Here is a 26,010-nt window from a genome sequence, read left to right as displayed (position 1 = left end):
GCCTTGTCTCCGACAAGTACTTTCGTCGATTCGCTTTTACGCACAGATTTCGCCATACATAAGAATCCAAGCTACGCGGGGGCTTGGCCCCTCCCACGACCGGACTTTCACCGGATAGAAGATGCGTGCTTAGCTGGGCACGCCGAAAAACAAAAAAACCTTTCCACCGAAATAGTGAAAAGGTTCTTGTATACGCGATAATGCTTGATATTAACGTTTGGAGAATTGAGGAGCGCGACGAGCTGCTTTCAAGCCGTACTTTTTACGCTCTTTCATACGAGGGTCACGAGTCAGGAAACCTGCCTTTTTCAAGGAACCGCGCAATTCAGGATCAGCTTTCAGCAATGCACGGGAAATACCGTGACGGATTGCTCCTGCTTGTCCGGAAATACCGCCGCCGTTAGCAATAACCAAAACATCGTATTTGCCCAATGTTTCTGTCAAGTTAAGCGGTTGTTTAACGATCAACTTCAAAGTCTCAAGACCAAAATACTCATCAAGGTTACGTTTATTAATAATGATGCGTCCTTCACCTGGTACCAAACGTACACGAGCTACCGAGTGCTTACGACGACCTGTTCCATAATATTGAACTTGTGCCACAAAACAGCCCTCCCTTTAAATTAACCGCGAAGTTCCCAAACTTCAGGTTGTTGTGCTTGATGCGGATGCTCAGAACCGGCATATACTTTCAATTTTGTCTTCATGCTATCGCCAAGGCGATTTTTTGGAAGCATGCCATGAATTGCGAATTCAAGTACACGTTCTGGTTTTGTATTAAGCAAATCTTGAGCGGATGTTACTTTCAAACCGCCAGAGTACAAAGAGTGGCGATAGTACATTTTGTTTTGCAGCTTTTTACCAGTCAATCTGATTTTTTCTGCGTTAATTACGATTACGAAATCCCCAGTATCAACGTGAGGCGTAAATTGCGGTTTGTGCTTACCGCGGATAATGCTGGCAGCTTCGCTCGCAAGACGGCCCAGAGTTTTATCTGTTGCGTCAATGATGTACCATTTGCGCTCTACTTCATTTGACTTAGCCATATATGTGGTACGCATGAATAGTTCCTCCTAAACAATTGTTCACTTCGTTACTAGTTGGATGAAACGACACAGTCATGTGATGAACATGAAGACATCTGCCATTCCATCATCAATCTATCTGTATCATTCGTTTATAGTTATCGTTAAATTAAGGTTAGCCTTTTCCTTGACCCGGGGCCGTGGGATAGCCGATCAAGAAACGCCAAGTGATATTGTACTATAAAATCTGCGACAAATCAAGTAATGATTGTATCTAGATTATATAATACTTCCCAGAGCATAAGCCCATGAGGCACAGCTGTAGGTCCGGCTTTAGCCCGGTTGCGGGCTGCCAGAATGTCGCGGATCGATTCACTTGAACGTTTGCCTTCTCCCACCTGGATCAAGGTCCCTGCTACGATTCGAACCATGTTGTATAAAAAGCCGTTGCCGGTCAAATATATATGAATGGTAAACGATTGAAGCTGAGGGTCCACAGGTTCACATTCCAGCCTGGCGTCGAATAACGTTCTGACGTGGGACAATTTCGTGGATCTGACGGAGCAAAAGGATGTAAAGTCATGTGTACCGATTAACCATTTGAGCCCTTCTGCCATAGCATCCGTGTTCAAAGCAGTCGGATGGTAAAACTCCATATGACGTTTAAACAGGTCAGGATGACGGCCGCAGCGGATGGAGTAACGATACGTCTTTTGTACAGCTGATCGGGTCGCATGAAAAGATAAATCTACCTCTCTAGCGCCGCTTACGACAATATCATCCGGTAGTCTTGTATTAAGCGCCATACACCATCTCTCGATAGGAATCTTCGATTCTGTATAGAAGTTAATAACTTGACCTCTCGCATGAACCCCTGCGTCCGTCCTGCCCGACGAAGTCAATTTGACCTTTTCTCCGGTTAGAGAGTGCACGGCTTGTTCCAGCACGTCCTGAATCGTATTTAAGTTAGGCTGCGTTTGAAAACCATTGTAAGCTGTCCCGTCATAACTGACGGTCATGCATATATTCCTCACGGCCGTCCTCCATTAAACCGTTCAAGCTTAGGCTACAAAAAAAAGGGTTTCATCAGAATCAAGAGATCCCGTCCACCCTTTCCCATCCTTTTTATGCACGATCTACTAATTCTAAATATACCATTGGCGCTGCATCGCCGCGGCGAGGACCCAGCTTCAAGATTCTGGTGTAACCGCCTTGACGTTCAGCGTAACGTGGAGCCAATTCAGAGAATAGCTTCTGGATCGCGTCTTGATTTTCGTTAGCTGCTTCACGACGAACAAAGGAAGCAACTTGACGGCGAGCATGAAGATCTCCGCGTTTTGCCAACGTAATTAGTTTTTCTGCAATAGAGCGCAGCTCTTTAGCCTTAGCTTCAGTAGTTTGGATGCGCTCATGTATGAACAAGTCGGTTACCAGGTCACGAAAAAGAGCTTTACGTGCGCTGGAATCACGACCCAACTTTTGGTATGCCATTTGTGTGCAACCTCCTTCTGCTTAATTATAACCTGACGTTTTAGTCTTCCATTCGGAGACCAAGTCCAAGCTCTTCGAGCTTCTCTTGAACCTCTTCAAGGGATTTACGTCCAAGATTACGAACCTTCATCATGTCTTCTTCCGTTTTCGTAATCAATTCTTGAACCGTATTAATACCTGCGCGCTTCAGGCAGTTGTAAGAACGAACAGAAAGATCCAGCTCTTCGATCGTCATCTCGAGCACTTTTTCTTTCTTATCTTCTTCTTTTTCCACCATAATCTCGGCATCCTTAGCTTCATCGGTCAAGCCGACAAACAGCATCAAATGCTCTGTTAAAATTTTAGCGCCCAAGCTTACGGCCTCTTCAGGTCGAATACTTCCATCGGTCCAGACTTCGAGGGTTAGTTTATCATAGTTGGTAACTTGGCCGACGCGAGTGTTCTCTACGCTGTAATTCACACGGGTAATCGGAGTATAGATCGAGTCAATTGGAATTACGCCGATTGGCTGATCTTCCTTCTTGTTCTTATCCGCTTGAACGTATCCGCGTCCCCGATTAGCATGAATTCGCATGTGAAGACGTGCATCGGAGGCAAGCGTAGCAATATGCAAATCCGGATTAAGGATCTCCACATCGCTATCACCACGAATATCGCCGGCTACAACGGGCCCTTCACCTTCTGCGTCGATTTCCAACACTTTCTCCTCGTCGGAATGAATCTTCAACGATAGCCCTTTAAGGTTAAGGATAATCTCCGTAACATCTTCCATGACACCAGGTACGGTGGAGAACTCGTGCAGGACTCCGTCGATTTGAACCGAAGTCACTGCTGCCCCCGGCAAAGAGGACAACAGGATTCTGCGAAGCGAGTTCCCTAAGGTCGTTCCATAACCTCTTTCAAGAGGCTCTACAACAAACTTACCGTAAGTGCCATCCTCACTCAATGATACGGTTTCTATTTTCGGCTTTTCGATTTCGATCATTTATAACCCTCCTTCAAAACGTCGTTTCCCTCTGGATAACTTAAGACGCATAGAACGTGCAGTATGCCTATCCAAACAGTATTCACACTTATTGGATATTTATACCACTCTTTTGCAATCCTGAATTAGACACGACGACGTTTTGGAGGACGGCAACCGTTATGTGGAATTGGAGTCACGTCTTTAATCAGGTTAACTTCCAAACCTGCAGCTTGCAGCGAACGAATCGCAGCTTCACGACCAGCGCCAGGACCTTTAACCATAACTTCAACGGCTTTCATACCATGTTCCATTGCTGCTTTAGCTGCGGACTCAGCGGCCATTTGTGCAGCGAACGGTGTGCTTTTACGCGAGCCTTTAAAGCCCAGGTTACCAGCACTTGCCCAAGAAATTGCATTACCGTGCGGGTCGGTAATAGTTACAATCGTATTGTTAAACGTAGAGCGGATATGTGCCACTCCAGAGTCGATATTTTTCCGATCACGACGTTTTGTACGAACAACTTTTTTCGGTTTAGCCATTTAATTGTTAACCTCCTTTACTATTTTTTCTTGTTAGCTACAGTACGACGAGGACCTTTACGCGTACGAGCGTTAGTTTTAGTACGTTGACCACGAACAGGTAAGCCGCGGCGGTGACGAACACCACGATAGCAACCGATCTCAATCAAGCGTTTGATGTTAAGAGCGATCTCACGACGAAGGTCGCCTTCCACCTTAACGGTTTTGTCAATTGCATCGCGAAGTTTACTTACTTCGTCTTCAGTCAGGTCACGAACACGAGTCGATGCGTCAACACCAGTAGAAGCCAGAATTTTCTCGGAAGTTGTTCTGCCAATACCGAAAATGTAGGTCAAAGCAATAACTACGCGTTTGTCACGCGGCAAGTCTACACCAGCAATACGTGCCATTTATAGGAGCACCTCCTTATCCTTGTTTTTGTTTATGCTTAGGGTTTTCGCAAATTACCATTACATTGCCTTTGCGGCGAATGACTTTGCATTTTTCGCAGATCGGTTTGACCGATGGTCTTACCTTCATGTTTATTACCTCCTGTGAGTTTTCGTAAGAAAACTAACTTCGTAAGACTAACTCGTATCTATTTAAAACGATAGGTTATACGGCCTCTGGTCAAATCATAAGGGGAAAGCTCCACAGTCACTTTGTCACCAGGCAAGATCCGGATAAAGTGCATTCTGATCTTTCCGGATACATGAGCAAGTATCTTATGACCATTCTCAAGCTCCACCTTAAACATTGCATTCGGAAGAGGTTCAATCACTGTACCTTCAACTTCAATTACATCTTCTTTGGCCACAGTCATTCTCCTTTCTCATGTGCTTCTGAATTCATTGGATCCACGTACTTCTTCAGTGCGAAGCGTAACTTTCCGTTCGTCACACGACCGCTTTCTTTCAAGCTATCCACTACTTCGCTGCTGATTGTTTGCAGTAACTCGAGATGAATCAAGTTTTTCTTCTTAGGCTGGTCGAACTTCCGTTTGTCGCCGTCGGCAATCCATACGAATCGTTGGTCTTCGACGCTGATTATAACGGCGTACTTCCCGGAGTCCTTACCACGAATGATCCTAACGAGTTGTCCGAGCTGTGGAATGTTTACCGAATCCACTCTATCACCTACCGAGATTTAGTGAGTATTTCATACCCATCCGGGGTAATAGCAATGGTATGCTCGAAATGCGCGCACAGTGTGCCATCCACTGTAACGACTGTCCAGTTGTCCTCTAGGGTTTTGACGTATCGTTCCCCTACATTGACCATTGGCTCAATCGCTAATACCATACCAGGCTTCAATCGAGGTCCTCGATCAGGTAAGCCGTAATTCGGAATTTGAGGTTCTTCGTGAAGCTCTCTACCTACACCATGTCCTACATACTCTCGAACAATTGAAAAACCTTCATTCTCGACGCATTTTTGAATCGCGTGAGAGATAGTGTACAATCGCGCATCCGGTTTGGCTTCCGCAAGACCGGCATATAGAGATCTCTCGGTTACTTCCAACAACTTCTTGGCTGTATCTGAAATATTCCCTACTCCATAGGTCCAAGCAGAGTCACCATGATATCCCTTGTAGTTTGCACCGATATCAATGCTGATGATGTCGCCATCTTTAAGCTTACGCCCACTGGGTATGCCGTGAACCAATTCATCATTGACTGAAGCACAGATGCTGCCAGAAAAACCGTTATAGCCTTTAAAAGATGGGGTAGCGCCCTGACTGCGAATATATTCTTCTGCGATTTGATCCAGCTCTTTAGTTGTAATATCGGGCTGAATGGCCTTTTGCAACAAAAGATGCGTATCGGCCACTATGCGGCCGGCTTCTCTCATTAACTCCAATTCAGCTGCAGACTTACAAATGATCATTCCGCTTGCCCTCGCAATAGTGAAATGATTTGTGTAGTAACCGCACTTATTTCTTGCTCGCCGTTAACCTCACGTAAGTTTCCTTTGTTACGGTAATACGACAATAGAGGTGCTGTTTTGCTCGTGTATTCATCAAGACGGGTGCCTACTTTTTCTTCGGTATCGTCTGATCTTTGATACAATTCGCCAGAACATTTATCACACACATTTTCACGTGCTGGAGGGTTAAACAAGATATGATACGTAGCTCCGCATGCCTTGCAGATTCTTCGACCAGTCAATCTAGCCAAAAGCAGACTGCGGTCTACTTTTAAGTTGATTACATGGTCTATGCTTCTGCCCAAAGAGGCCATGATGTCATCCAGTGCTTCAGCTTGAGAAATGGTTCTTGGAAAACCATCCAGCAAGAAGCCTTTATTGCAATCCGGCTGCTGCAGACGTTCCTTTACGATACCAATGGTGATTTCATCCGGAACGAGCAAACCTTGATCCACATATTTTTTTGCTTCCAAACCAAGCGGTGTTTCCTGCTTCATTGCCAAGCGGAAAGCATCACCGGTCGAGATATGCGGGATTTGAAACTCATTAACGATTCCTTCCGCCTGTGTACCTTTTCCTGCACCAGGAGGTCCCATAAAAATCACGTTCATAATGATTTCCTCCCCATCGCATCAAACGATGCTAACAGCACAATAGGTGCCGATAGCTAATAAATAACTACCAGAACCTATTTGCTATTTATTAATGAAGCCTTTGTAATGGCGCTTGATCAATTGGGATTCGATTTGCTTCATCGTTTCCAATCCAACACCGATAACAATCAGCAAAGAAGTACCGCCGATTCTTACCGAGTTCGGCAAGCCGGCCACACTTCCGAGAAGCATTGGCAGGATAGAAACCGCGGACAGGAACAAAGCACCGGACAAAGTAATGCGAGTCATCACTTTGGTTAAGTAAACCGAAGTCGTCTTCCCTGGACGAATCCCTGGAATGTAGCCTCCGTTTTTCTTCATCTGTTCCGCCATTTGCTCAGGGTTGATCTGAACAAACGTGTAGAAGAACGTGAATCCAATGATAAGCAGCACATACAAAACCATCCCGACAGGATGTGTATAGTTCAAGTTCGTAATGATCCAGTCCGCTACCGGATTGCCTCTCCAGAAGCTTGCGAGCGTTGGAGGGAATACTAGCAGCGAAAGGGCAAAGATAACCGGAATTACGCCTGCTGCATTAACCTTTAAAGGGATATGTGTCGATTGTCCACCATACATTTTACGGCCAACAACACGTTTTGCATACTGAACCGGAATTTTACGTACACCTTGTTGAATAAAGATGACTCCGGCAATCAGTGCGATGACGACGATAGCTATAATGACCATCTTAAGGATGTTCAAGAATAGTGCATCGCCAGCTTCTGCAAACTGAGTTTTGACGATTTGCGAGATTCCGGTAGGAATCGCAGCAACAATCCCCGCAAAGATGATCATGGAAATACCATTTCCAATTCCATTTTCAGTGATTTGTTCCCCTAACCACATCAGAAATGCAGTTCCCGCTGTAAGAACGATCGCAATTAAAGCATATGTTGCGAATGTAGGATTCACAACAAGGCCAGCGTAGATTCGGTTAAATCCGATCGCCAAACCAAACGCTTGAACCAGCCCCAACACGATTGTACCATAACGGGTAATTTGCGCTAACTTCCGTCTGCCTACTTCCCCTTCTTTAGCCCACTGCGCAAACCTTGGTATCACATCCATCGATAATAGCTGAACTATGATCGAGGCTGTGATATAAGGCATAATTCCCATCGCGAAGATGGAGAATTGGAACAGGGCGCCGCCGGAAAAGGTGTTCAGCAAGCCAAATACATCACTGGAATTGGCCTGATCTTGAAGCTTCAAAATATCTGTGTTGATGTTAGGTACCGGAATGAAAGCACCAATTCTGTAGACGATTAAAACCAGTAAGGTGAAAATGATTCTTTTCCGTAAATCGTCCACTTTAAAAATATTGGATATGGTACGAAACATTAAATCACCTCGGTTTTACCGCCGGCAGCCTGAATTTTCTCTACCGCAGATTGAGAGAACTTATTAGCTTTCACGTTCAGCTGTACAGTGATTTCGCCGTTACCCAGAACTTTGATGCCGTCTCTTGCATTTTTCACAATGCCGGATTCAAGCAGCAATTCAGGAGTAACTTCCGTACCAGCAGCAAACTTGTTAAGCTCAGTCAGATTCACAATCGCGAATTCCTTACGGAATCTGTTAGTGAAACCACGCTTAGGCAAGCGACGATATAGAGGGTTTTGACCTCCTTCAAAACCTGGACGAACACCACCGCCGGAACGAGCGTTTTGCCCTTTATGTCCGCGAGTAGCTGTTTTTCCCATTCCACTTCCGATACCGCGGCCTACGCGCTTGCGTGTTTTGCGGGATCCTTCGGCAGAACTAAGTTCATGCAACTTCATCGTTTGCACCTCCTCTAATGCATTTTATTAATCGGATTTATGCTTCGATTTCTTTAACTTCTACCAAGTGACTCACTTGATTGACCATGCCGCGGATAGCAGCATTGTCTTGTTGTGTAACTGTTTGGTGCAGCTTGCGAAGTCCAAGAGTAGCAACTGTACGACGTTGTCCTTCTGGACGACCGATCAGACTGCGCTTGAGGGTAATTTGTAATTGCTTAGCCATGGTTATCCCTCCTAACCTAACAGTTCTTCAACAGTTTTGCCACGCAGTTTTGCAACTTCTTCAGCACGCTTCAGACGCTGCAAACCTTCCAATGTAGCATTAACCATGTTGATGGAGTTAGAAGAACCTAGGGATTTTGTCAAGATGTCGCCTACACCAGCAAGCTCCAATACGGCACGAACTGGACCACCGGCGATAACTCCAGTACCTTTGGATGCAGGTTTCAACAATACGCTTCCTGCGCCGAATTTTCCGATTACCAAGTGAGGAATCGTAGTGCCAACGATAGGTACATGAATCAGGTTTTTCTTGGCATCTTCAATACCTTTGCGGATTGCATCAGGTACTTCACCAGCTTTACCGATTCCTGCGCCTACCCAGCCTTTACCGTCGCCTACAACTACTAATGCGCTGAAGCTGAAACGACGTCCGCCTTTTACTACTTTAGCAACGCGATTAATGTTAACAACTTTTTCAGTTAACTCTAAAGTATTGGGATCAATACGCAAGTGACTTTACCTCCTTGTTTATGTTTTGATTAGAATTCAAGACCTGCTTCACGAGCAGCGTCAGCCAATGCTTGCACACGTCCGTGATACAAGTATCCACCACGGTCAAAAACAACTTGTTGAACACCGTTCTTTTTAGCACGCTCAGCAATCAAAGCTCCGACCTTGCGAGCTGCTTCCACGTTACCGCCGTTACCGATGCTTTCTTTCAACTCTTTATCTTGAGTGGAAGCTGCAGCAATCGTTACACCTTTCACATCGTCGATCAATTGAGCGTACATGTGCTTGGAGGAACGGAAGATATTCAAGCGTGGACGTTCAGTCGTACCTTGAATTTTCTTACGAACACGCAGGTGTCTTTTCAAACGGGCTTTATTTTTATCGCCTTTTGTAATCATTCGAGGTCACTCCTTTCAACTTGGATAAGAAATTATCGCTCTAGGCGACCTTATTTCTTCTTACCTGCTTTACCTTCTTTACGAAGAATACGCTCGCCTTCGTACTTAATACCTTTACCTTTATAAGGCTCAGGCTCACGTACGGAACGTACTTTAGCAGCCGTTGCACCGACTAACTCTTTATCGATACCTTTAACGATGATCTTAGTGTTAGAAGGAACTTCAAATTCGATGCCGTTCTCAGGCTCGATTTCTACTGGGTGGGAGTAACCTACGTTCAAAACCAGCTTGTTGCCAGTTTTGTTAGCGCGGTAACCGACACCAACCAACTCAAGAGATTTCGCGAATCCTTCGGTTACGCCATTAACCATGTTGGCAACAACACTTCTAGTCGTACCGTGTAAGGAGCGATGTAATTTATTATCAGAAGGACGCTCTACAGAAATTTCGTTTTCTGTAACAACCACCTTCATGTCTCTGTGTAATTCACGGGACAATGTTCCTTTAGGACCTTTAACAGTAATTAAAGTATTGTCCAAAGTTACATTAACTCCGCCTGGGATTGTAATTGGCTTGCGACCAATACGGGACATGGTTTGCACCTCCGTTCATTTTAATTCTGTATTACCACACGTAGCAGATAACTTCTCCGCCTGCTTTGGATTGACGAGCTTCCTTGTCGGTCATAACGCCTTTGGAAGTCGAGATAATCGCGATACCCAAACCGCCAAGTACACGAGGTACTTCTTGGCTTTGAGTGTAAACACGCAAGCCCGGCTTGCTGATTCTTTTCAGACCGGAGATAACACGTTCGTTGTTAGGACCGTATTTCAAGAAGAGACGGATAATCCCCTGCTTGTTATCCTCGATATATTCAGCATCACGGATAAAGCCTTCCTTCTTGAGGATCTCAGCGATTTCTCTCTTGATCTTCGAAGCCGGAATTTCAACTGTCTCATGACGCACTACGTTTGCATTACGAATGCGAGTAAGCATATCTGCAATTGGATCTGACATCACCATATTTGTGAACCTCCTTCCCGAAACTAGGGTTATTACCAGCTTGCCTTTTTAACGCCAGGGATCTGGCCTTTGTATGCTAATTCACGGAAACAAATTCTGCAAATTTTGAATTTCCGTAGAACGGAATGCGGACGACCACAGCGTTCGCAGCGAGTATACGCCTGCACCTTGAATTTAGGAGGGCGCTGCTGCTTCACTTTCATCGAAGTTTTTGCCACTTACTTTTACACCTCCGCTTGGTACCGTTTCGATTACTTCGTAAACGGCATTCCTAATTGGGTTAATAATTCACGGGATTCTTCGTCGGTTTTAGCTGTCGTTACGATAACGATATCCATACCACGAACTTTATCCACTTTATCGTACTCGATTTCAGGGAAAATCAATTGCTCTTTAAGACCAAGTGTGTAGTTACCGCGTCCGTCGAATGCTTTGTTGGAAACACCGCGGAAGTCACGAACACGAGGAAGTGCCACGTTGAACAATTTGTCCAAGAAGTGATACATACGCTCGCCGCGCAATGTAACCTTAACACCGATTGGCATATTTTCACGCAGTTTGAAACCTGCGATAGATTTTTTCGCCTTAGTTACTACTGGCTTTTGACCTGCAATAAGTTGAAGGTCTTGAACTGCTACATCAAGTACTTTGGAATTGGAAACCGCCTCACCAACACCCATGTTGATAACGACTTTCTCAATTTTAGGCACTTGCATAACAGTGGAATAGCTGAACTTTTGCATTAACGAAGGAGTAACTTCGTTCAGAAAACGATCTTTTAATCTTGCTGCCATGTTTCATGTACCTCCTTTCCTAACTTATACGATTAGTCGATGACTTCACCGGATTTTTTTGCTACGCGCACTTTTTTACCGTTGTCCAATACTTTGTAACCTACACGGGTAGGTTGGCCGCTCTTTGGATCAACCAGCATCACGTTAGATACGTGAATTGGCGCTTCTTGCGAAATAATACCGCCTTGTGGATTCGCTTGGGAAGGCTTAGCATGCTTCTTGATCATGTTCACACCTTCAACCAACACGCGGTTCTCACGAGGATATGCTGCGATTACACGACCTTTTTTACCTTTGTCCTTACCTGTAATCACGAACACATTGTCATCTTTTTTCACGTGCAATTTATTGTTGTAAGATTCGAGCTTCTTACCTTTGTTTGGCATCGAAATTCCACCTCCTAAGAGTTTTCTCAAGAAAACCCACATCGTAAGACATTTGCTTAGCGTTCCATGAACGCTAACTTCGTAAGTAGCCCCTCCACCGAGGGTCTTCTTTATTAGATAACTTCTGGTGCAAGAGAAACGATTTTCATGAAATCTCTGTCACGAAGTTCACGAGCAACTGGTCCAAAGATACGAGTTCCACGAGGACTCTTATCTTCTTTTACGATAACCGCTGCATTCTCATCAAAGCTGATGTAAGAACCGTCTTTACGACGAGCGCCGCTTTTCGTACGAACGATAACTGCTTTAACTACATCGCCCTTTTTGACAACGCCCCCTGGTGTTGCTTCTTTCACGGAGCAGATGATCAAATCACCGATGTGTCCTACGCGACGGCCAGTACCACCCAATACGCGGATGCACATAAGTTTCTTAGCGCCAGAGTTGTCAGCCACATTTAAACGAGATAGAGGTTGAATCATTGTCTAAACCCTCCTTCCGGAATTGATGCAATTAGCATATCTTAAACGATAATCGCTTTTTCTACAACTTCAACCAGTCTCCAGCGCTTGTCTTTGGAGATCGGACGAGTTTCCATTACTCTTACAACGTCACCGATTTGAGCTTCGTTGTTTTCGTCATGGGCTTTGAATTTCTTAGTATATTTGATTCTCTTGTGGTAAAGATCGTGCTTTTTATAAGTCTCAACAGCAACAACGATAGTTTTATCCATTTTGTTGCTAACGACTTTACCTACCTGAGTTTTACGTTCGTTACGTTCACTCATTGTGAGATCCTCCTCTCTCATTCATTAACTAATGATACCCAGTTCTCTTTCACGCAAAATAGTCTTTGCACGAGCAATCTCTTTGCGGACTTCTCGAATCTGAACTGGGTTCTCCAGTTGACCGGTAGCCAGTTGAAAACGGAGGTTAAAGAGTTGTTCCTTAAATCCGGCAACCTTTTGTTCAATCTCAGCAGTGGTTAAGTTGCGAAATTCACTAGCTTTCATTTGCTTCACCACCTACATCTTCTCTTTTAACAAACTTCGTTTTGATCGGCAGCTTGTGAGAAGCAAGACGCATTGCTTCGCGAGCAATCTCTTCACTTACGCCGGCAAGTTCGAACATGATTTTACCTGGCTTAACAACAGCAACCCATTTTTCCACGTTACCTTTACCACTACCCATCCGGACCTCAAGAGGCTTTTGAGTAATTGGCTTCGCAGGGAAAATTTTGATCCAAACTTTACCACCACGTCTGATATAACGAGTCATAGCAATACGGGCAGCTTCGATTTGACGGTTAGTTACCCAAGCTGGTTCCATAGCTTGCAAACCATATTCTCCGAAATGCACTTCCGTACCGCCTTTAGCACGGCCGCGCATGTTACCACGATGTTCTTTACGGTGTTTTACACGTTTAGGAACTAACATGATTAGTTGCCTCCTTCCGTTACAGCCTTTTTCTTAGCCGTTGGAAGAACTTCGCCACGATAGATCCATACTTTTACACCGATACGACCATAAGTAGTATGAGCTTCCGCTGTACCATAGTCGATATCCGCACGCAATGTATGAAGAGGAACTGTACCCTCGCTGTATCCTTCCGTTCTGGCGATTTCCGCTCCACCCAAACGACCGCTTACTGATGTTTTGATCCCTTTTGCTCCAGCTCTGATCGTTCTTTGGATCGCTTGTTTCATCGCACGACGGAACGAAACACGACGCTCCAACTGTTGAGCAATGCTTTCTGCAACCAAGATTGCGTCCAGCTCAGGATTTTTGATTTCAGAGATATTGATGTGGATTTTCTTACCGTTAGTCAGCTTGGAGATGTAGTTACGAATAACTTCAACCTCAGAGCCACCTTTACCGATAACCATACCAGGCTTCGCCGTATGAATAGTAACATTAACACGGTTCGCAGCACGTTCAATATCAATATGAGAAACAGCCGATTCCTTCAGCTTTTCTTTCAAATACTCGCGGATTTTCACGTCCTCAAGCAGCAGATCGCCGAAATCTTTGCCAGCGTACCACTTGGATTCCCAATCGCGGATAATACCAATTCTAAGTCCTACCGGGTTTACTTTCTGACCCACACGTTATCCCTCCTTATTTTTCAGATACCACTACAGTAATGTGGCTGGTACGTTTATTGATACGGCTCGCACGTCCCATAGCGCGAGGACGGAATCTCTTCATTGTTGGACCTTGGTTAACAAAGGTTTGGGAAATCACCAGGTTGTTAGGGTCCATAGAGTAGTTATGCTCAGCATTAGCGATAGCGGAGTTCAATACCTTCTCCACAATCGGGGATGCTGCTTTCGGCGTATGACGCAGAATCGCAATAGCTTCTCCTACTTGCTTGCCGCGGATCAAGTCGATAACCAATTGCACCTTACGAGGAGCAATACGTACGAATCTTGCAATGGATTTTGCTTCTGGCATGGAAGTACCTCCTCTCATTGACACTCATATTACCAAACGCTACGATTAGCGCTTGCCTGTTTTCTTGTCGTCATCATGACCTTTGTAAGTACGAGTTGGAGCAAACTCACCCAGTTTGTGTCCAACCATATCTTCCGTTACATACACCGGTACGTGCTTTCTGCCATCATACACCGCAAAAGTGTGACCAATGAATTGCGGGAAAATGGTAGAACGGCGAGACCAAGTTTTGATGACTTGTTTTTTCGTAGTATCACCTTGCGCTTCGACTTTCTTCAAAAGATAGTCATCCACGAAAGGACCCTTTTTTAAACTGCGACCCATGTTTCGTTCCTCCCTTCAATAATCGTGACGAGATTCATATTACTTCGTACGACGACGAACGATATATTTATCAGAAGCTTTACCTTTTTTACGAGTTTTATAACCCAGAGTCGGTTTACCCCATGGAGACATCGGGGATTTACGTCCGATTGGAGCGCGGCCTTCACCACCACCGTGAGGGTGATCGTTAGGGTTCATTACTACCCCGCGCACTTCAGGTCTTTGACCCAACCAGCGGGAACGTCCAGCTTTACCGATCTTAACCAATTCGTAGTCTTCGTTACCTACGGAACCGATTGTAGCGCGGCAAACTTTCAGTACTTTTCTTACTTCGCCGGAAGAAAGACGAACTGTTACATACTCATCTTCTTTACCAAGCAATTGAGCTTCTGTACCAGCTGCACGAACCAATTGTCCGCCTTTACCTGGCTTCAGCTCTATGTTGTGGATAACCGTACCTACAGGAATGTTCTCAAGCGGCAATGCATTACCGATTTTGATATCCGCATCTGCGCCGGAGAAAATTTGGTCTCCCACTTTCAAACCTTTAGGAGCGATGATGTAACGTTTCTCACCATCCGCATAATGAATCAAAGCGATATTAGCCGAACGGTTTGGATCATACTCGATTGTAGCAACGCGTCCAGGTATTCCGTCTTTGGTCCGTTTGAAATCGATAATCCGGTATTTACGCTTGTGGCCACCGCCTTGGTGACGAACCGTAATTTTACCTTGATTGTTGCGGCCCGCTTTCTTGCTAAGTGGAGCCAACAATGATTTCTCAGGTGTTGAAGTTGTAATTTCTTCGAATGTAGAAACCGACATAGCACGACGTGCTGGTGATGTTGGTTTATATTTCTTGATTGGCACTTGGATTCCCTCCTTACTTCAAAAAATTAGATTACGCGTTCTCGAAGAATTCGAGTTCTTTGCTGTCTGCGCTCAAGGAAACAATCGCTTTTTTCCACTCGGATGTATATCCGGAATGACGACCGTAGCGCTTAGGCTTAGCAGGCATTCTCAATGTGTTAACATTCGTTACTTTCACTTTGAAAATAGACTCAATGGCCTGTTTAATTTCCGTCTTGTTCGCACGGAGTTCCACTTCGAAGACATATTTCTTCTCGGCCATCATATCACTCGTACGTTCAGTGATCACAGGGCGCTTAATAATGTCGCGAGGGTTCTTCATTACGCAAACACCTCCTCTACCTTCTGTACCGCATCCTTAGTAATGATCAGCTTGTCATATACCATAACATCAAGCACGTTAATTCCTTCAGCCACCACAAATTTGATGCCAGGAATGTTGCGTGCGGACAATGCCACGTTTTCTTCGTAACCAGCTGTTACTACCAAAGCTTTACGATCCACTTTCAAGTTGCTAAGAATAGCTGCGAATTCTTTCGTCTTAGGTTGAGTCAATTGCAATTGATCCAACACGATGATTTCATTTCCGATTACCTTGGAAGATAATGCAGATTTAATCGCAAGACGACGTACTTTCTTCGGAAGTTTGTAAGAATAGCTGCGCGGAGTCGGACCAAATACGGTACCGCCACCTTTCCATTGAGGAGCGCGAATACTACCTTGACGAGCACGGCCTGTACCTTTTTGTTTCCAAGGCTTACGACCGCCGCCGCGAACTTCAGAACGACCTTTTACTTTATGTGTACCAAGACGAAGGGAAGCACGTTGCATCAACACTGCTTCGTTCAAAACGTGAGCGTGCGGCTCGATACCGAATACGGAATCCGACAACTCAACTTCTCCCACTTGGGAACCACTAACGTTGTATAATGCTACTTTTGGCATCTGTTAATCCTCCTTTCCTGCTTTACTTATTTCTTAACTGTAGATTTCACGCTAACGTAGCTGTTTTTAGCACCAGGGATGGAGCCTTTAACCAAGATAACGTTACGATCAATGTCTACTTTGATAACTTCAAGATTTTGCAAGGTTACTGTTTCGCTACCCATATGTCCTGGCAGGTTTTTACCTTTAGGAACGCGGTTAGCTTGGATCGAACCCATGGAACCTGGACCGCGGTGATAACGGGAACCGTGAGCCATTGGACCTGTGGATTGATTATGTCTTTTGATAACGCCTTGGAATCCTTTACCTTTGGAAGTACCTGTTACGTCAACGAACTCGCCAGTCGCGAACAAGTCAGCTTTAATTTCTTGGCCAACTTCAAATCCGGACATACCGCGAATTTCTTTTACGTAGCGCTTAGGTGTTGCGCCCGCTTTTTTCGCATGGCCCAACTCAGGCTTAATTGCGTTCTTTTCTTTTTTATCGTCGAAGCCGATTTGGATCGCTTCGTAACCGTCATTTTCAGCATCCTTCTTTTGCAGCACTGTGCAAGGACCTGCTTGGATAACCGTTACTGGAATCACCAAACCTTCTGGAGTAAACACTTGGGTCATTCCAAGTTTTTTCCCTAAGATACCTTTCATCGTTGACACCTCTTTTCCTTATATACGCTCATTTATTTATTCACAATGTGAATTATAGTTTGATTTCGATGTCCACACCGGACGGCAGATCCAAACGCATCAAAGCATCTACTGTTTGCGGCGTTGGATTAACAATATCGATCAAGCGCTTATGTGTGCGCATTTCGAATTGCTCGCGAGAGTCTTTGTATTTGTGAACTGCACGAAGAATCGTGATGATTTGCTTCTCCGTTGGCAGCGGAATCGGACCCGATACGCCTGCACCGGAACGTTTCGCAGTTTCTACAATTTTCTCAGCGGATTGATCAAGTACTCTGTGATCATAAGCCTTCAAACGAATACGAATTTTTTGCTTTGCCATAGTATTCCCTCCTTCTATCGCCCAATTTAGTATCGGACATACTCAGTGAAAATCTCCTGACGCCGTCCCTATGGCAAAGGGGCCGGGTGTGTCAGCAACCTCTCACTTCATCGCAACGTCACAGACCAACGCTCACTATTATATAAAATATGAAACAAAATAGCAAGCAAATCTTTATGTTTTTGCCTAAAAAAATAAATCCCCTCATCTTATAGAAGATGAAGGGATTCTTTCTATCAAAAATTACTTGCTGATGGTAGCAACCGCGCCCGCACCAACAGTACGTCCGCCTTCACGAATCGCGAAGCGAGTACCTTCTTCGATAGCGATTGGGGAGATCAGTTCAACCGTAACGGTGATGTTGTCACCAGGCATAACCATCTCAGTACCTTCAGGAAGGTTGATGATACCAGTTACGTCAGTTGTACGGAAGTAGAACTGAGGACGGTATCCAGTGAAGAAAGGCTTGTGACGGCCACCCTCTTCTTTAGTCAAAACGTAGATTTGAGCAGAGAAGTTAGTGTGAGGTTTAACCGAACCCGGTTTAGCCAAAACTTGTCCACGCTCGATATCTTTACGGTCTACACCACGAAGCAATGCACCGATGTTGTCACCAGCTTGAGCGGAATCCAGCAATTTGCGGAACATCTCAACGCCAGTTACAACGGATTTGCGAGTTTCTTCAACAAGACCAACGATTTCGATCTCGTCTTGAACTTTAACAGTACCGCGCTCTACACGACCTGTAGCAACTGTACCACGGCCAGTGATGGAGAATACGTCCTCGACAGGCATCAAGAAAGGCTTGTCAGTGTCGCGCTCAGGAGTTGGGATGTAAGTATCGATTTGCTCGAACAGCTCAACGATTTTGTCAGCCCAAGGACCGTCTGGGTTTTGCAAAGCTTCACGAGCTGCGCCGCGAACGATTGGAGTGTCGTCGCCTGGGAACTCGTATTCGTTCAACAGGTCGCGAACTTCCATTTCAACCAATTCAAGAAGCTCTTCGTCTTCAACCATGTCGCATTTGTTCAAGAATACAACGATGTAAGGAACGCCTACTTGGCGGGACAACAGGATGTGCTCGCGAGTTTGCGGCATTGGGCCGTCAGCTGCGGATACAACCAGGATTGCTCCGTCCATTTGTGCAGCACCAGTGATCATGTTTTTAACATAGTCAGCGTGACCTGGGCAGTCAACGTGTGCATAGTGACGGTTAGGAGTTTCATACTCAACGTGTGCGGTGGAGATAGTGATACCGCGCTCGCGCTCTTCTGGAGCTTTGTCGATTTGGTCAAATGCTACTGCAGCACCGCCGTATCTTTTGGACAATACAGTTGTGATAGCAGCTGTCAAAGTTGTTTTACCGTGGTCAACGTGACCGATGGTACCAATGTTAACATGGGGTTTATTACGTTCAAATTTCGCTTTTGCCATGGTTAGATTGCCTCCTTAAATAGACATTTATTATTAGGCGCCTTTGTGCTTTGCAACAATTTCTTCTGCAATGGACTTAGGCACTTCTTCATAATGGGAAATTTCCATAGAGTATACGCCGCGACCTTGTGTTCTGGAACGCAAAGTAGTGGAGTATCCAAACATTTCAGAAAGAGGTACCTTCGCACGAATGATTTGTGCACCGTGACGGGTGTCCATACCTTCGATACGTCCGCGGCGGGAGTTCAGGTCGCCCATTACGTCGCCCATGTACTCTTCCGGTACGGTAACTTCAACCTTCATGATTGGCTCTAGCAATGCCGGACGGCATTTTTCAGCAGCTGCTTTCAAAGCCATGGAGCCGGCAATTTTAAACGCCATCTCACTGGAGTCAACATCATGGTAAGAACCGTCAACGACAGTTGCTTTGATATCAACCAGCGGGAAGCCAGCGTATACGCCGTTCTTCATGGACTCTTCAATACCAGCTTGGATCGGAGCAATGTATTCACGAGGAATAGCACCACCGACGATTTTGCTTTCGAACTGGAAGCCAGTTCCCGGCTCAAGAGGTTCGAACTCAACCCAACAATGTCCGTATTGACCACGGCCACCGGATTGACGAACGAATTTACCTTCAACTTTAGCCGCTTGACGGAATGTTTCACGGTAAGCAACCTGTGGTTTACCCACATTGGTTTCTACCTTGAACTCACGAAGCATACGGTCAACCAAGATCTCCAGGTGAAGCTCACCCATACCGGCGATAATCGTTTGACCTGTCTCTTCGTCCGTGTGAGCACGGAAAGTTGGATCCTCTTCAGACAGTTTTTGCAAAGCGATACCCATTTTGTCTTGGTCAGCCTTGGTTTTAGGCTCAACAGCAAGCTGGATAACCGGCTCTGGGAAGTTCATGGACTCCAGGATTACCGGATGCTTCTCATCGCAAAGTGTGTCACCGGTTGTCGTATCTTTCAAACCAACGGCTGCCGCGATATCACCGGAGTAAACTTCGCTGATTTCTTGACGGCTGTTAGCGTGCATCTGAAGGATACGGCCGATTCTTTCACGTTTGCCTTTAGTGGAGTTGATTACGTACGAACCGGAGCTCAAGATACCGGAATATACGCGGAAGAATGTCAATTTACCTACAAACGGATCCGTCATGATCTTGAACGCAAGAGCAGCGAACGGTTGATCGTCAGCAGATTTACGAGTAACTTCCGTACCGTCCTCCAAAGTTCCTTTAATGTCAGGAACGTCGATAGGAGCTGGCAAATAATCCACAACAGCGTCAATCATCAATTGAACGCCTTTGTTACGGTAAGAAGAACCGCAAACAACAGGGAAGATCTTAACTTGGCAAACGCCTTGACGAAGAGCTTTTTTGATCTCTTCAACAGTCAATTCTTCACCCTCGAGGTATTTCATTGTAAGCTCTTCATCAAGCTCAGCAACTTTCTCCACGAGTTCAAGGCGAAGCTCTTCCGCTTTTGCTTTGTATTCTTCAGGGATTTCAACGATTTCGACTTCTTTACCCAAATCGTCTTTAAACATGTGGGCAACTTGTTCAACCAAGTCGATAATACCAACGAAATCACTTTCAGCACCGATCGGCAATTGGATAGCTACTGCATTTGCGCCAAGTCTTGCACGCATTTGCTCAATTACACCCAAGAAATCCGCGCCGATGATGTCCATTTTATTTACGTATGCAATACGAGGAACTCCGTAACGATCAGCTTGTCTCCAAACTGTCTCGGATTGAGGCTCAACGCCTTCCTTCGCACTGAACACACCTACTGCTCCATCCAACACGCGCAGGGAACGTTCAACTTCAACAGTGAAGTCAACGTGTCCCGGGGTATCGATGATATTGATGCGGTGACCTTTCCAAGAAGCAGTCGTAGCGGCAGACGTAATTGTAATACCGCGCTCTTGCTCTTGTTCCATCCAGTCCATCGTTGCAGCACCTTCGTGCACTTCACCGATTTTATGAGTACGGCCTGTGTAGAACAAGATACGCTCCGTTGTAGTCGTTTTACCCGCATCAATATGCGCCATAATCCCGATATTACGCGTATCTTTTAAGGAGAACTCTCTAGCCATTAGGTTGTCTCCTTCCTATTATCAGGAATTGAATTTTACCAACGATAGTGCGCGAACGCTTTGTTGGCTTCTGCCATTTTGTGCGTATCTTCACGTTTCTTAACGGAAGCACCTGTGTTGTTGCTGGCATCAATAATTTCTTGAGCCAATCTTTCTTCCATCGTTTTCTCACCGCGAAGGCGGGAGTAGTTTACCAACCAGCGAAGACCCAAAGTCGTACGACGATCTGGTCTTACTTCGATAGGTACTTGGTAGTTCGCACCACCTACACGACGGGCTTTTACTTCAAGAACAGGCATGATGTTTTTGATGGCTGCTTCAAACACTTCCATCGGCTCTTTACCTGTACGTTCTTGAATCAGATTGAAGGCGTTATAAAGGATTGTCTGAGCGACACCTCTTTTGCCATCGATCATAATGCGGTTGATCAAACGAGTTACCAGCTTGCTATTGTAAATAGGATCTGGCAATACGTCTCTGCGAGTAACTGGACCTTTACGAGGCATAGTTATCCCCCTTTCTCAAAAAGTTCATTCTATTTTGGTTTTTAGGACTTTTTCGCTTTTGGACGCTTCGTACCGTATTTCGAACGAGCTTGCATACGGTTGTTAACGCCGGATGTATCCAAAGCACCACGAACGATGTGATAACGTACCCCTGGAAGGTCTTTTACCCGGCCACCACGGATCAGAACAACACTGTGCTCTTGCAGGTTGTGTCCGATACCTGGGATGTAGGCAGTAACCTCTACACGGTTAGTCAAACGCACACGAGCGTATTTACGAAGTGCGGAGTTCGGTTTCTTCGGTGTCATTGTACCTACACGAGTACATACACCGCGCTTTTGAGGAGCGCTCAGGTCTGTAGCTTCTCTTTTCAGAGCGTTAAAACCTTTTTGAAGAGCCGGAGATTTCGATTTTTCGACTTTTGCTTGACGTCCTTTACGAACGAGCTGGTTAATTGTTGGCATGTCGCCACCTCCTTCCAAATTTGCGTTTCATGATTTAAGCCCACAGATCCAGGCGAATCGTAAATGAACAAAGTAAAAGTTTTTGCCATCATCACATCGCTGTTCTGCAGACAAAAACATCAGTTTGACTCATTCACTACAGCTGCCATTGCAGCTCCAACTTCAATACCACACGCCTTACCTAACAACTTCATGGAATCAACGTATGTTACCTTAACCCCCATTTTCTTGCAGAGGTTAACCATCTTTATCGTTATTCGCGGATCTGCATCTTGAGCAACAAAGACCTCTGTGGCCTTGCCTAGCTCCACCATTCTTGTCGCTTGCTTCGTGCCTATGCTTATGTTCGCTGCCTGTTTCACTTTTTCATAAGACATAAAAACATCCTCCAAAGCACAGGTGACTATTATAAATTGGCACACTTCGATATATTAGCATCCCATGAACACTGTGTCAAGAAAATTGCTTGTCTTCACAAAAAGAAAATAATTCACATTTTCTTAGGTGAAGACAAGCATTTATCCATTCTCTATTCGACATCAAGTGTCTAGTAGGCTTCTTGCTATTATTCTACCGTAACAGTTTCCATCTCTACGGACAGATTCTCATCGGTTTCCGGTTCATTCGGGTTCGTAATACGGATATTGCGGTATCTCGGCATCCCTGTTCCCGCAGGAATGAGCTTACCGATGATAACATTTTCCTTCAAGCCGAGCAGCTGGTCGACCTTGCCTTTGATAGCGGCGTCAGTCAATACGCGTGTCGTTTCCTGGAAGGATGCCGCGGACAGGAACGAATCCGTCTCAAGGGATGCTTTGGTAATACCTAACAGCACCGGCCTTGCAACGGCTGGTTCTAGGTCTGCGAACAGAGCAACTTTGTTCGCTTCCTCGTATTCATGAATGTCAACGAACGAGCCTGGCAGCAGAGTTGTATCTCCAGCGTCAACGATACGGATTTTGCGAAGCATCTGGCGAACCATAACTTCGATATGCTTATCGTTGATTTCAACGCCCTGGTTACGGTAAACGCGTTGAACCTCTTGAAGGATATAGTTCTGCACGCCGCGGATACCCTTGATACGCAGCATTTCTTTAGGGTCGATGGAGCCTTCCGTCAGCTCGTCACCGGCTTCAACGTGCTGGTTCACCGATACACGGATACGGGATCCGTAAGGTACTGCATACGTTTTGGATTCAGCTTCGCCATGGACTTCGATTTCACGACGGTCTTTCGCTTCACGGATATCTTTAATAGTACCATCAATTTCCGTGATGATCGCTTGACCTTTCGGATTTCTAGCCTCGAACAGCTCCTGGATACGCGGCAAACCTTGCGTGATATCGTCTCCCGCAACGCCCCCTGTATGGAACGTACGCATCGTCAACTGAGTTCCCGGTTCACCGATGGACTGAGCGGCGATAATACCGACAGCTTCCCCGATTTCCACGTGATTGCCTGTCGCCAGGTTACGGCCGTAGCATTTTTTGCAGACGCCGTGTCTGGAGCGGCAGCTGAGTACGGAACGGATTTGCAGTTTTTCGATACCAGCTTCAATGATTCTGTCAGCGATATTTGCTTCGATCAATTCATTGCGGCCGATAATAACCTCGCCGGTTTGCGGATCGCGAATCGTTTCGAACGCGTAGCGGCCTTCGATACGATCGTACAGATCTTCGATGACCTCTTTACCGTCTTGAATACGGCTAACCATAAAGCCTTTATCGGTACCGCAATCTTCGTCACGAACGATAACGTCTTGCGCAACGTCGACGAGACGACGAGTCAAGTAACCGGAGTCCGCTGTACGAAGCGCCGTATCCGCCAGACCTTTACGAGCACCGTGCGTGGAAATAAAATACTCCAAGACCGTCAAACCTTCACGGAAGTTCGATTTGATTGGCAACTCATAGATACGTCCGGTTGGCGTCGCCATCAGACCGCGCATACCGCCCAGCTGTGTAATCTGCGATTTGTTACCCCGTGCTTTGGATTCCACCATCATGTTGATGGAATTATATTTATCAAGGGACTTCATCAGGATATCCGTGATTTCATCCTTCGTTTTACTCCAGATCGCAATAACGCGGTCATACCGTTCGTCGTCCGTAATCAGACCACGGCGATATTGGTTCGTTACCACATTAACTTTATCTTCCGACTCTTTCAGAAGCGCATCCTTCTCAGGTGGAACCGTTACGTCGGATACAGCGATCGTAATCCCCGCTTTGGTCGAGTAGGTAAAGCCCAGCTCCTTGATGCGGTCCAAAATAACCGACGTTTGAGTCGTATGATATTTGCGGAAGCATTCGGCAATAATGGAGCCTAAGTACTCTTTGCCGATGGCTTTACACTCAGGCAGCTCTTCCATGATCTTACGGATGTTCGCGCCCTTTTCAAATACGAAATAGCGGTCCGACGCACCGTTCAACAGGTTAGTCTTAGTCGGCTCGTTGATATACGGGAAATCGGAAGGGTAAATTTCGTTGAAAATGACTTTACCGATCGTCGTAATGAGCATAGCTTCCTGCTGCTCAGGCGTAAAGCTCGTTTTATTGAGCACTTTCGCCGGGATCGCAATACGCGCGTGCAGTGCAGCAGCTCCGCGTTGGTATAAGGAAACCGCTTCGTGCACAGAACGAACGATAGTCAAAGCGCCTTTAGCAAACTTGTTATCCGTGGTCAGATAGAAGCTGCCCAAGACCATATCCTGCGAAGGTGTAACAACCGGCTTACCGTCTTTCGGGTTCAAGATGTTACCCGATGCAAGCATGAGCACTCGTGCTTCTGCTTGTGCCTCAGAGGACAACGGTACGTGAACGGCCATCTGGTCACCGTCGAAGTCCGCATTATACGCCGTACATACGAGCGGATGCAGCTTGATGGCGCGGCCTTCTACCAGGATCGGTTCGAACGCTTGAATACCTAGTCTGTGCAGCGTAGGGGCACGGTTCAGAAGAACTGGATGCTCCTTGATTACTTCTTCGAGAACATCCCACACCTCAGGGCTTACACGCTCAACTTTACGTTTTGCGCTTTTGATATTGTGGGCAAGACCTTTGTTCACAAGCTCTTTCATAACGAAAGGCTTAAACAGTTCCAATGCCATTTCCTTAGGAAGACCGCATTGGTACATTTTCAAGCTTGGTCCTACTACGATAACGGAACGACCGGAATAGTCAACCCGTTTACCGAGCAAGTTTTGACGGAAACGCCCTTGCTTACCTTTGAGCATGTGGCTCAAGGATTTCAACGGACGGTTACCAGGACCAGTTACAGGACGGCCACGGCGGCCGTTGTCGATCAACGCATCGACAGCTTCCTGCAGCATGCGCTTCTCGTTCTGAACAATGATGTCCGGTGCGCCGAGATCCAACAAACGCTTCAAACGGTTGTTCCGGTTAATAACACGGCGGTACAAATCGTTCAAGTCGGAAGTGGCAAAACGTCCGCCATCCAATTGAACCATCGGGCGAAGCTCTGGCGGGATGACCGGAAGTACATCCAGAACCATCCACTCCGGCATATTTTTCGAATTGCGGAATGCTTCCATAACTTCAAGACGCTTAATGGCACGATTACGACGCTGCCCTTGCGCGGTCTTAAGTTCTTCTTTCAGCTGTTCAACCTCTTTATCGATGTCGATATCCTGAAGAAGCTTTTTGACCGCTTCTGCACCCATTCCAGCTTGGAAAGCATACCCGTATTTCTCACGGTAGCTGCGGTATTCTTTCTCGGACAGCAGCTGCTTTTTCTCAAGCGGTGTATCTCCTGGATCGGTTACTACATAAGATGCGAAATAGATAATCTCTTCAAGCGAACGAGGAGACATATCCAAAGCCAAGCCCATGCGGCTCGGAATCCCTTTGAAATACCAGATATGGGATACCGGCGCCGCCAGCTCAATGTGACCCATCCGTTCGCGACGGACCTTTTGACGGGTAACTTCCACGCCGCAGCGATCACAAACTACGCCTTTATAACGAACGCGTTTGTATTTGCCGCAGTGACATTCCCAGTCCTTTGTAGGGCCAAATATTTTTTCACAGAACAAGCCTTCCTTCTCAGGCTTCAACGTTCTGTAGTTAATTGTTTCCGGCTTTTTGACTTCCCCACGGGACCATGAACGAATCTTTTCAGGAGAGGCCAAGCCTATTTTCATGAATTCGAAGTTGTTAACGTCCATCAAGGAGCAACCCTC

Annotated in this window: 40 protein-coding genes; all 40 read right to left on the bottom strand. The window is 45.9% G+C overall.

The features are described 5' to 3' along the window. Window positions 1–210: 210 nt before the first annotated feature. Window positions 211–603 carry a 30S ribosomal protein S9 gene (gene rpsI / locus GGC63_RS32970; RefSeq protein WP_028552486.1) on the bottom strand — a complete coding sequence of 131 codons (393 nt, stop codon included), beginning with the start codon at window positions 601–603 and terminating at the stop codon, window positions 211–213. Between the two features lie 20 nt (window positions 604–623). Continuing rightward, on the bottom strand, window positions 624–1,061 hold the full coding sequence (gene rplM, locus GGC63_RS32965) for a 50S ribosomal protein L13 (protein ID WP_079914961.1): 438 nt from the start codon (window positions 1,059–1,061) through the stop codon (window positions 624–626). 221 nt (window positions 1,062–1,282) lie between these two features. Then, the gene (truA, locus tag GGC63_RS32960) at window positions 1,283–2,059 is read right to left on the bottom strand and encodes a tRNA pseudouridine(38-40) synthase TruA (RefSeq protein ID WP_192705835.1); all 777 of its coding nucleotides are present in this window, start codon (window positions 2,057–2,059) and stop codon (window positions 1,283–1,285) included. 91 nt (window positions 2,060–2,150) lie between these two features. Then, complete coding sequence (gene rplQ, locus GGC63_RS32955; RefSeq protein ID WP_028552489.1) at window positions 2,151–2,516, bottom strand: 50S ribosomal protein L17; 366 nt, start codon at window positions 2,514–2,516, stop codon at window positions 2,151–2,153. Window positions 2,517–2,556: 40 nt separating this feature from the next. Beyond that, window positions 2,557–3,501, bottom strand: coding sequence for a DNA-directed RNA polymerase subunit alpha (locus tag GGC63_RS32950; protein ID WP_079914963.1), 945 nt, complete (start codon window positions 3,499–3,501; stop codon window positions 2,557–2,559). Window positions 3,502–3,626: 125 nt separating this feature from the next. Then, window positions 3,627–4,022 (bottom strand): 30S ribosomal protein S11, encoded by a 396-nt coding sequence (gene rpsK / locus GGC63_RS32945; RefSeq protein WP_013921137.1) that lies wholly within the window; start codon window positions 4,020–4,022, stop codon window positions 3,627–3,629. A 20-nt stretch (window positions 4,023–4,042) separates the two neighbouring features. Further along, window positions 4,043–4,411, bottom strand: coding sequence for a 30S ribosomal protein S13 (rpsM, locus tag GGC63_RS32940; protein WP_079914964.1), 369 nt, complete (start codon window positions 4,409–4,411; stop codon window positions 4,043–4,045). Between the two features lie 16 nt (window positions 4,412–4,427). Further along, window positions 4,428–4,541 carry a 50S ribosomal protein L36 gene (gene rpmJ / locus GGC63_RS32935; protein WP_003333770.1) on the bottom strand — a complete coding sequence of 38 codons (114 nt, stop codon included), beginning with the start codon at window positions 4,539–4,541 and terminating at the stop codon, window positions 4,428–4,430. 58 nt (window positions 4,542–4,599) lie between these two features. Continuing rightward, window positions 4,600–4,818 (bottom strand): translation initiation factor IF-1, encoded by a 219-nt coding sequence (gene infA, locus GGC63_RS32930; RefSeq protein WP_009676800.1) that lies wholly within the window; start codon window positions 4,816–4,818, stop codon window positions 4,600–4,602. 2 nt (window positions 4,819–4,820) lie between these two features. Then, a complete protein-coding gene (locus GGC63_RS32925; protein WP_079914965.1) occupies window positions 4,821–5,129 on the bottom strand; it encodes a KOW domain-containing RNA-binding protein in 309 nt (102 codons plus the stop codon). Window positions 5,130–5,137: 8 nt separating this feature from the next. After that, on the bottom strand, window positions 5,138–5,887 hold the full coding sequence (gene map / locus GGC63_RS32920; RefSeq protein ID WP_079914966.1) for a type I methionyl aminopeptidase: 750 nt from the start codon (window positions 5,885–5,887) through the stop codon (window positions 5,138–5,140). Beyond that, a complete protein-coding gene (locus GGC63_RS32915) occupies window positions 5,884–6,537 on the bottom strand; it encodes an adenylate kinase (RefSeq protein WP_079914967.1) in 654 nt (217 codons plus the stop codon). The genes map and GGC63_RS32915 overlap by 4 nt, the downstream gene beginning before the upstream one ends. A gap of 84 nt (window positions 6,538–6,621) precedes the next feature. Further along, window positions 6,622–7,923, bottom strand: coding sequence for a preprotein translocase subunit SecY (gene secY / locus GGC63_RS32910; protein WP_079914968.1), 1,302 nt, complete (start codon window positions 7,921–7,923; stop codon window positions 6,622–6,624). Beyond that, a complete protein-coding gene (rplO, locus tag GGC63_RS32905) occupies window positions 7,923–8,363 on the bottom strand; it encodes a 50S ribosomal protein L15 (protein WP_079914969.1) in 441 nt (146 codons plus the stop codon). The genes secY and rplO overlap by 1 nt, the downstream gene beginning before the upstream one ends. A gap of 37 nt (window positions 8,364–8,400) precedes the next feature. Then, the gene (rpmD, locus tag GGC63_RS32900; protein ID WP_079914970.1) at window positions 8,401–8,589 is read right to left on the bottom strand and encodes a 50S ribosomal protein L30; all 189 of its coding nucleotides are present in this window, start codon (window positions 8,587–8,589) and stop codon (window positions 8,401–8,403) included. A gap of 11 nt (window positions 8,590–8,600) precedes the next feature. Then, the gene (gene rpsE / locus GGC63_RS32895) at window positions 8,601–9,098 is read right to left on the bottom strand and encodes a 30S ribosomal protein S5 (protein ID WP_028552000.1); all 498 of its coding nucleotides are present in this window, start codon (window positions 9,096–9,098) and stop codon (window positions 8,601–8,603) included. A 29-nt stretch (window positions 9,099–9,127) separates the two neighbouring features. Then, window positions 9,128–9,496, bottom strand: coding sequence for a 50S ribosomal protein L18 (rplR, locus tag GGC63_RS32890; protein ID WP_079914971.1), 369 nt, complete (start codon window positions 9,494–9,496; stop codon window positions 9,128–9,130). 50 nt (window positions 9,497–9,546) lie between these two features. Then, complete coding sequence (rplF, locus tag GGC63_RS32885; RefSeq protein WP_079914972.1) at window positions 9,547–10,089, bottom strand: 50S ribosomal protein L6; 543 nt, start codon at window positions 10,087–10,089, stop codon at window positions 9,547–9,549. Between the two features lie 31 nt (window positions 10,090–10,120). Beyond that, window positions 10,121–10,519, bottom strand: a complete 399-nt coding sequence (gene rpsH / locus GGC63_RS32880; protein WP_028552003.1) for a 30S ribosomal protein S8 — start codon at window positions 10,517–10,519, stop codon at window positions 10,121–10,123. 32 nt (window positions 10,520–10,551) lie between these two features. After that, window positions 10,552–10,737 carry a type Z 30S ribosomal protein S14 gene (locus GGC63_RS32875; protein ID WP_026326663.1) on the bottom strand — a complete coding sequence of 62 codons (186 nt, stop codon included), beginning with the start codon at window positions 10,735–10,737 and terminating at the stop codon, window positions 10,552–10,554. 33 nt (window positions 10,738–10,770) lie between these two features. Continuing rightward, the gene (gene rplE / locus GGC63_RS32870; protein ID WP_079914973.1) at window positions 10,771–11,313 is read right to left on the bottom strand and encodes a 50S ribosomal protein L5; all 543 of its coding nucleotides are present in this window, start codon (window positions 11,311–11,313) and stop codon (window positions 10,771–10,773) included. 32 nt (window positions 11,314–11,345) lie between these two features. Further along, window positions 11,346–11,699 carry a 50S ribosomal protein L24 gene (gene rplX / locus GGC63_RS32865; protein WP_079914974.1) on the bottom strand — a complete coding sequence of 118 codons (354 nt, stop codon included), beginning with the start codon at window positions 11,697–11,699 and terminating at the stop codon, window positions 11,346–11,348. Between the two features lie 113 nt (window positions 11,700–11,812). Then, a complete protein-coding gene (rplN, locus tag GGC63_RS32860; RefSeq protein ID WP_079914975.1) occupies window positions 11,813–12,181 on the bottom strand; it encodes a 50S ribosomal protein L14 in 369 nt (122 codons plus the stop codon). Window positions 12,182–12,222: 41 nt separating this feature from the next. Beyond that, complete coding sequence (rpsQ, locus tag GGC63_RS32855) at window positions 12,223–12,486, bottom strand: 30S ribosomal protein S17 (protein ID WP_079914976.1); 264 nt, start codon at window positions 12,484–12,486, stop codon at window positions 12,223–12,225. A gap of 24 nt (window positions 12,487–12,510) precedes the next feature. Next, a complete protein-coding gene (gene rpmC / locus GGC63_RS32850; protein ID WP_079914977.1) occupies window positions 12,511–12,711 on the bottom strand; it encodes a 50S ribosomal protein L29 in 201 nt (66 codons plus the stop codon). Further along, window positions 12,701–13,135 carry a 50S ribosomal protein L16 gene (rplP, locus tag GGC63_RS32845; protein ID WP_079914978.1) on the bottom strand — a complete coding sequence of 145 codons (435 nt, stop codon included), beginning with the start codon at window positions 13,133–13,135 and terminating at the stop codon, window positions 12,701–12,703. Before rplP ends, rpmC begins: the two co-directional genes overlap by 11 nt. Window positions 13,136–13,137: 2 nt before the next feature. Beyond that, window positions 13,138–13,803 (bottom strand): 30S ribosomal protein S3, encoded by a 666-nt coding sequence (gene rpsC / locus GGC63_RS32840; RefSeq protein WP_079914979.1) that lies wholly within the window; start codon window positions 13,801–13,803, stop codon window positions 13,138–13,140. A gap of 13 nt (window positions 13,804–13,816) precedes the next feature. Next, window positions 13,817–14,152: a 50S ribosomal protein L22 gene (rplV, locus tag GGC63_RS32835; protein ID WP_079914980.1), complete on the bottom strand. Its 336-nt coding sequence runs from the start codon at window positions 14,150–14,152 to the stop codon at window positions 13,817–13,819. A 45-nt stretch (window positions 14,153–14,197) separates the two neighbouring features. After that, complete coding sequence (gene rpsS, locus GGC63_RS32830) at window positions 14,198–14,476, bottom strand: 30S ribosomal protein S19 (protein WP_079914981.1); 279 nt, start codon at window positions 14,474–14,476, stop codon at window positions 14,198–14,200. A 39-nt stretch (window positions 14,477–14,515) separates the two neighbouring features. Next, window positions 14,516–15,346, bottom strand: coding sequence for a 50S ribosomal protein L2 (rplB, locus tag GGC63_RS32825; RefSeq protein WP_079914982.1), 831 nt, complete (start codon window positions 15,344–15,346; stop codon window positions 14,516–14,518). Window positions 15,347–15,377: 31 nt separating this feature from the next. Further along, window positions 15,378–15,668, bottom strand: coding sequence for a 50S ribosomal protein L23 (gene rplW, locus GGC63_RS32820; RefSeq protein ID WP_028552014.1), 291 nt, complete (start codon window positions 15,666–15,668; stop codon window positions 15,378–15,380). Further along, complete coding sequence (rplD, locus tag GGC63_RS32815) at window positions 15,668–16,291, bottom strand: 50S ribosomal protein L4 (RefSeq protein WP_192705834.1); 624 nt, start codon at window positions 16,289–16,291, stop codon at window positions 15,668–15,670. The genes rplW and rplD overlap by 1 nt, the downstream gene beginning before the upstream one ends. Before the next feature lie 26 nt (window positions 16,292–16,317). Then, window positions 16,318–16,935 (bottom strand): 50S ribosomal protein L3, encoded by a 618-nt coding sequence (rplC, locus tag GGC63_RS32810; RefSeq protein WP_192705833.1) that lies wholly within the window; start codon window positions 16,933–16,935, stop codon window positions 16,318–16,320. A gap of 52 nt (window positions 16,936–16,987) precedes the next feature. Continuing rightward, window positions 16,988–17,296, bottom strand: a complete 309-nt coding sequence (rpsJ, locus tag GGC63_RS32805; RefSeq protein ID WP_006212922.1) for a 30S ribosomal protein S10 — start codon at window positions 17,294–17,296, stop codon at window positions 16,988–16,990. Window positions 17,297–17,539: 243 nt separating this feature from the next. Next, entirely contained in the window at window positions 17,540–18,730 is a 1,191-nt protein-coding gene (gene tuf / locus GGC63_RS32800) for an elongation factor Tu (RefSeq protein WP_079914985.1), read from the bottom strand. A 33-nt stretch (window positions 18,731–18,763) separates the two neighbouring features. Continuing rightward, window positions 18,764–20,839 (bottom strand): elongation factor G, encoded by a 2,076-nt coding sequence (gene fusA / locus GGC63_RS32795; protein WP_079914986.1) that lies wholly within the window; start codon window positions 20,837–20,839, stop codon window positions 18,764–18,766. Window positions 20,840–20,874: 35 nt separating this feature from the next. Continuing rightward, window positions 20,875–21,345, bottom strand: a complete 471-nt coding sequence (rpsG, locus tag GGC63_RS32790) for a 30S ribosomal protein S7 (RefSeq protein WP_079914987.1) — start codon at window positions 21,343–21,345, stop codon at window positions 20,875–20,877. Between the two features lie 41 nt (window positions 21,346–21,386). Beyond that, window positions 21,387–21,809 (bottom strand): 30S ribosomal protein S12, encoded by a 423-nt coding sequence (gene rpsL / locus GGC63_RS32785; RefSeq protein WP_079914988.1) that lies wholly within the window; start codon window positions 21,807–21,809, stop codon window positions 21,387–21,389. A 119-nt stretch (window positions 21,810–21,928) separates the two neighbouring features. Beyond that, complete coding sequence (locus GGC63_RS32780) at window positions 21,929–22,186, bottom strand: ribosomal L7Ae/L30e/S12e/Gadd45 family protein (RefSeq protein ID WP_079914989.1); 258 nt, start codon at window positions 22,184–22,186, stop codon at window positions 21,929–21,931. Window positions 22,187–22,374: 188 nt separating this feature from the next. Then, window positions 22,375–25,998, bottom strand: coding sequence for a DNA-directed RNA polymerase subunit beta' (rpoC, locus tag GGC63_RS32775; protein WP_079914990.1), 3,624 nt, complete (start codon window positions 25,996–25,998; stop codon window positions 22,375–22,377). Window positions 25,999–26,010 lie beyond the last annotated feature (12 nt).

Source organism: Paenibacillus sp. OAS669 (assembly GCF_014873645.1).
Taxonomy (GTDB): Bacteria; Bacillota; Bacilli; order Paenibacillales; family NBRC-103111; genus Paenibacillus_S; species Paenibacillus_S vulneris.
This window is presented reverse-complemented; position numbering and strand designations above follow the sequence as displayed.

Coding starts and splice junctions, on each gene's coding strand:
- map (WP_079914966.1), bottom strand. CDS start 5,887: ATGATCATTTGTAAGTCTGCAGCTGAATTGGAGTTAATGAGAGAAGCC.
- rplR (WP_079914971.1), bottom strand. CDS start 9,496: ATGATTACAAAAGGCGATAAAAATAAAGCCCGTTTGAAAAGACACCTG.
- fusA (WP_079914986.1), bottom strand. CDS start 20,839: ATGGCTAGAGAGTTCTCCTTAAAAGATACGCGTAATATCGGGATTATG.
- rpmJ (WP_003333770.1), bottom strand. CDS start 4,541: ATGAAGGTAAGACCATCGGTCAAACCGATCTGCGAAAAATGCAAAGTC.
- rplE (WP_079914973.1), bottom strand. CDS start 11,313: ATGGCAGCAAGATTAAAAGATCGTTTTCTGAACGAAGTTACTCCTTCG.
- rplC (WP_192705833.1), bottom strand. CDS start 16,935: ATGAAAGGTATCTTAGGGAAAAAACTTGGAATGACCCAAGTGTTTACT.
- rpsQ (WP_079914976.1), bottom strand. CDS start 12,486: ATGAGTGAACGTAACGAACGTAAAACTCAGGTAGGTAAAGTCGTTAGC.
- rplO (WP_079914969.1), bottom strand. CDS start 8,363: ATGAAGTTGCATGAACTTAGTTCTGCCGAAGGATCCCGCAAAACACGC.
- rpsJ (WP_006212922.1), bottom strand. CDS start 17,296: ATGGCAAAGCAAAAAATTCGTATTCGTTTGAAGGCTTATGATCACAGA.
- rplM (WP_079914961.1), bottom strand. CDS start 1,061: ATGCGTACCACATATATGGCTAAGTCAAATGAAGTAGAGCGCAAATGG.
- rpsM (WP_079914964.1), bottom strand. CDS start 4,411: ATGGCACGTATTGCTGGTGTAGACTTGCCGCGTGACAAACGCGTAGTT.
- rpsL (WP_079914988.1), bottom strand. CDS start 21,809: ATGCCAACAATTAACCAGCTCGTTCGTAAAGGACGTCAAGCAAAAGTC.
- rpsS (WP_079914981.1), bottom strand. CDS start 14,476: ATGGGTCGCAGTTTAAAAAAGGGTCCTTTCGTGGATGACTATCTTTTG.
- rpsG (WP_079914987.1), bottom strand. CDS start 21,345: ATGCCTCGTAAAGGTCCAGTTACTCGCAGAGACGTATTGCCAGATCCT.
- rplN (WP_079914975.1), bottom strand. CDS start 12,181: ATGATTCAACCTCTATCTCGTTTAAATGTGGCTGACAACTCTGGCGCT.
- rplD (WP_192705834.1), bottom strand. CDS start 16,291: ATGCCAAAAGTAGCATTATACAACGTTAGTGGTTCCCAAGTGGGAGAA.
- rpmD (WP_079914970.1), bottom strand. CDS start 8,589: ATGGCTAAGCAATTACAAATTACCCTCAAGCGCAGTCTGATCGGTCGT.
- rplF (WP_079914972.1), bottom strand. CDS start 10,089: ATGTCCCGTATTGGTCGCAAGCCAATTACAATCCCAGGCGGAGTTAAT.
- secY (WP_079914968.1), bottom strand. CDS start 7,923: ATGTTTCGTACCATATCCAATATTTTTAAAGTGGACGATTTACGGAAA.
- rplQ (WP_028552489.1), bottom strand. CDS start 2,516: ATGGCATACCAAAAGTTGGGTCGTGATTCCAGCGCACGTAAAGCTCTT.
- rplX (WP_079914974.1), bottom strand. CDS start 11,699: ATGCCAAACAAAGGTAAGAAGCTCGAATCTTACAACAATAAATTGCAC.
- rpsH (WP_028552003.1), bottom strand. CDS start 10,519: ATGGTGATGTCAGATCCAATTGCAGATATGCTTACTCGCATTCGTAAT.
- tuf (WP_079914985.1), bottom strand. CDS start 18,730: ATGGCAAAAGCGAAATTTGAACGTAATAAACCCCATGTTAACATTGGT.
- rplP (WP_079914978.1), bottom strand. CDS start 13,135: ATGTTAGTTCCTAAACGTGTAAAACACCGTAAAGAACATCGTGGTAAC.
- GGC63_RS32950 (WP_079914963.1), bottom strand. CDS start 3,501: ATGATCGAAATCGAAAAGCCGAAAATAGAAACCGTATCATTGAGTGAG.
- GGC63_RS32780 (WP_079914989.1), bottom strand. CDS start 22,186: ATGTCTTATGAAAAAGTGAAACAGGCAGCGAACATAAGCATAGGCACG.
- rpmC (WP_079914977.1), bottom strand. CDS start 12,711: ATGAAAGCTAGTGAATTTCGCAACTTAACCACTGCTGAGATTGAACAA.
- GGC63_RS32915 (WP_079914967.1), bottom strand. CDS start 6,537: ATGAACGTGATTTTTATGGGACCTCCTGGTGCAGGAAAAGGTACACAG.
- rplV (WP_079914980.1), bottom strand. CDS start 14,152: ATGCCAGAAGCAAAATCCATTGCAAGATTCGTACGTATTGCTCCTCGT.
- rplW (WP_028552014.1), bottom strand. CDS start 15,668: ATGAAGAACCCTCGCGACATTATTAAGCGCCCTGTGATCACTGAACGT.
- rpsK (WP_013921137.1), bottom strand. CDS start 4,022: ATGGCTAAACCGAAAAAAGTTGTTCGTACAAAACGTCGTGATCGGAAA.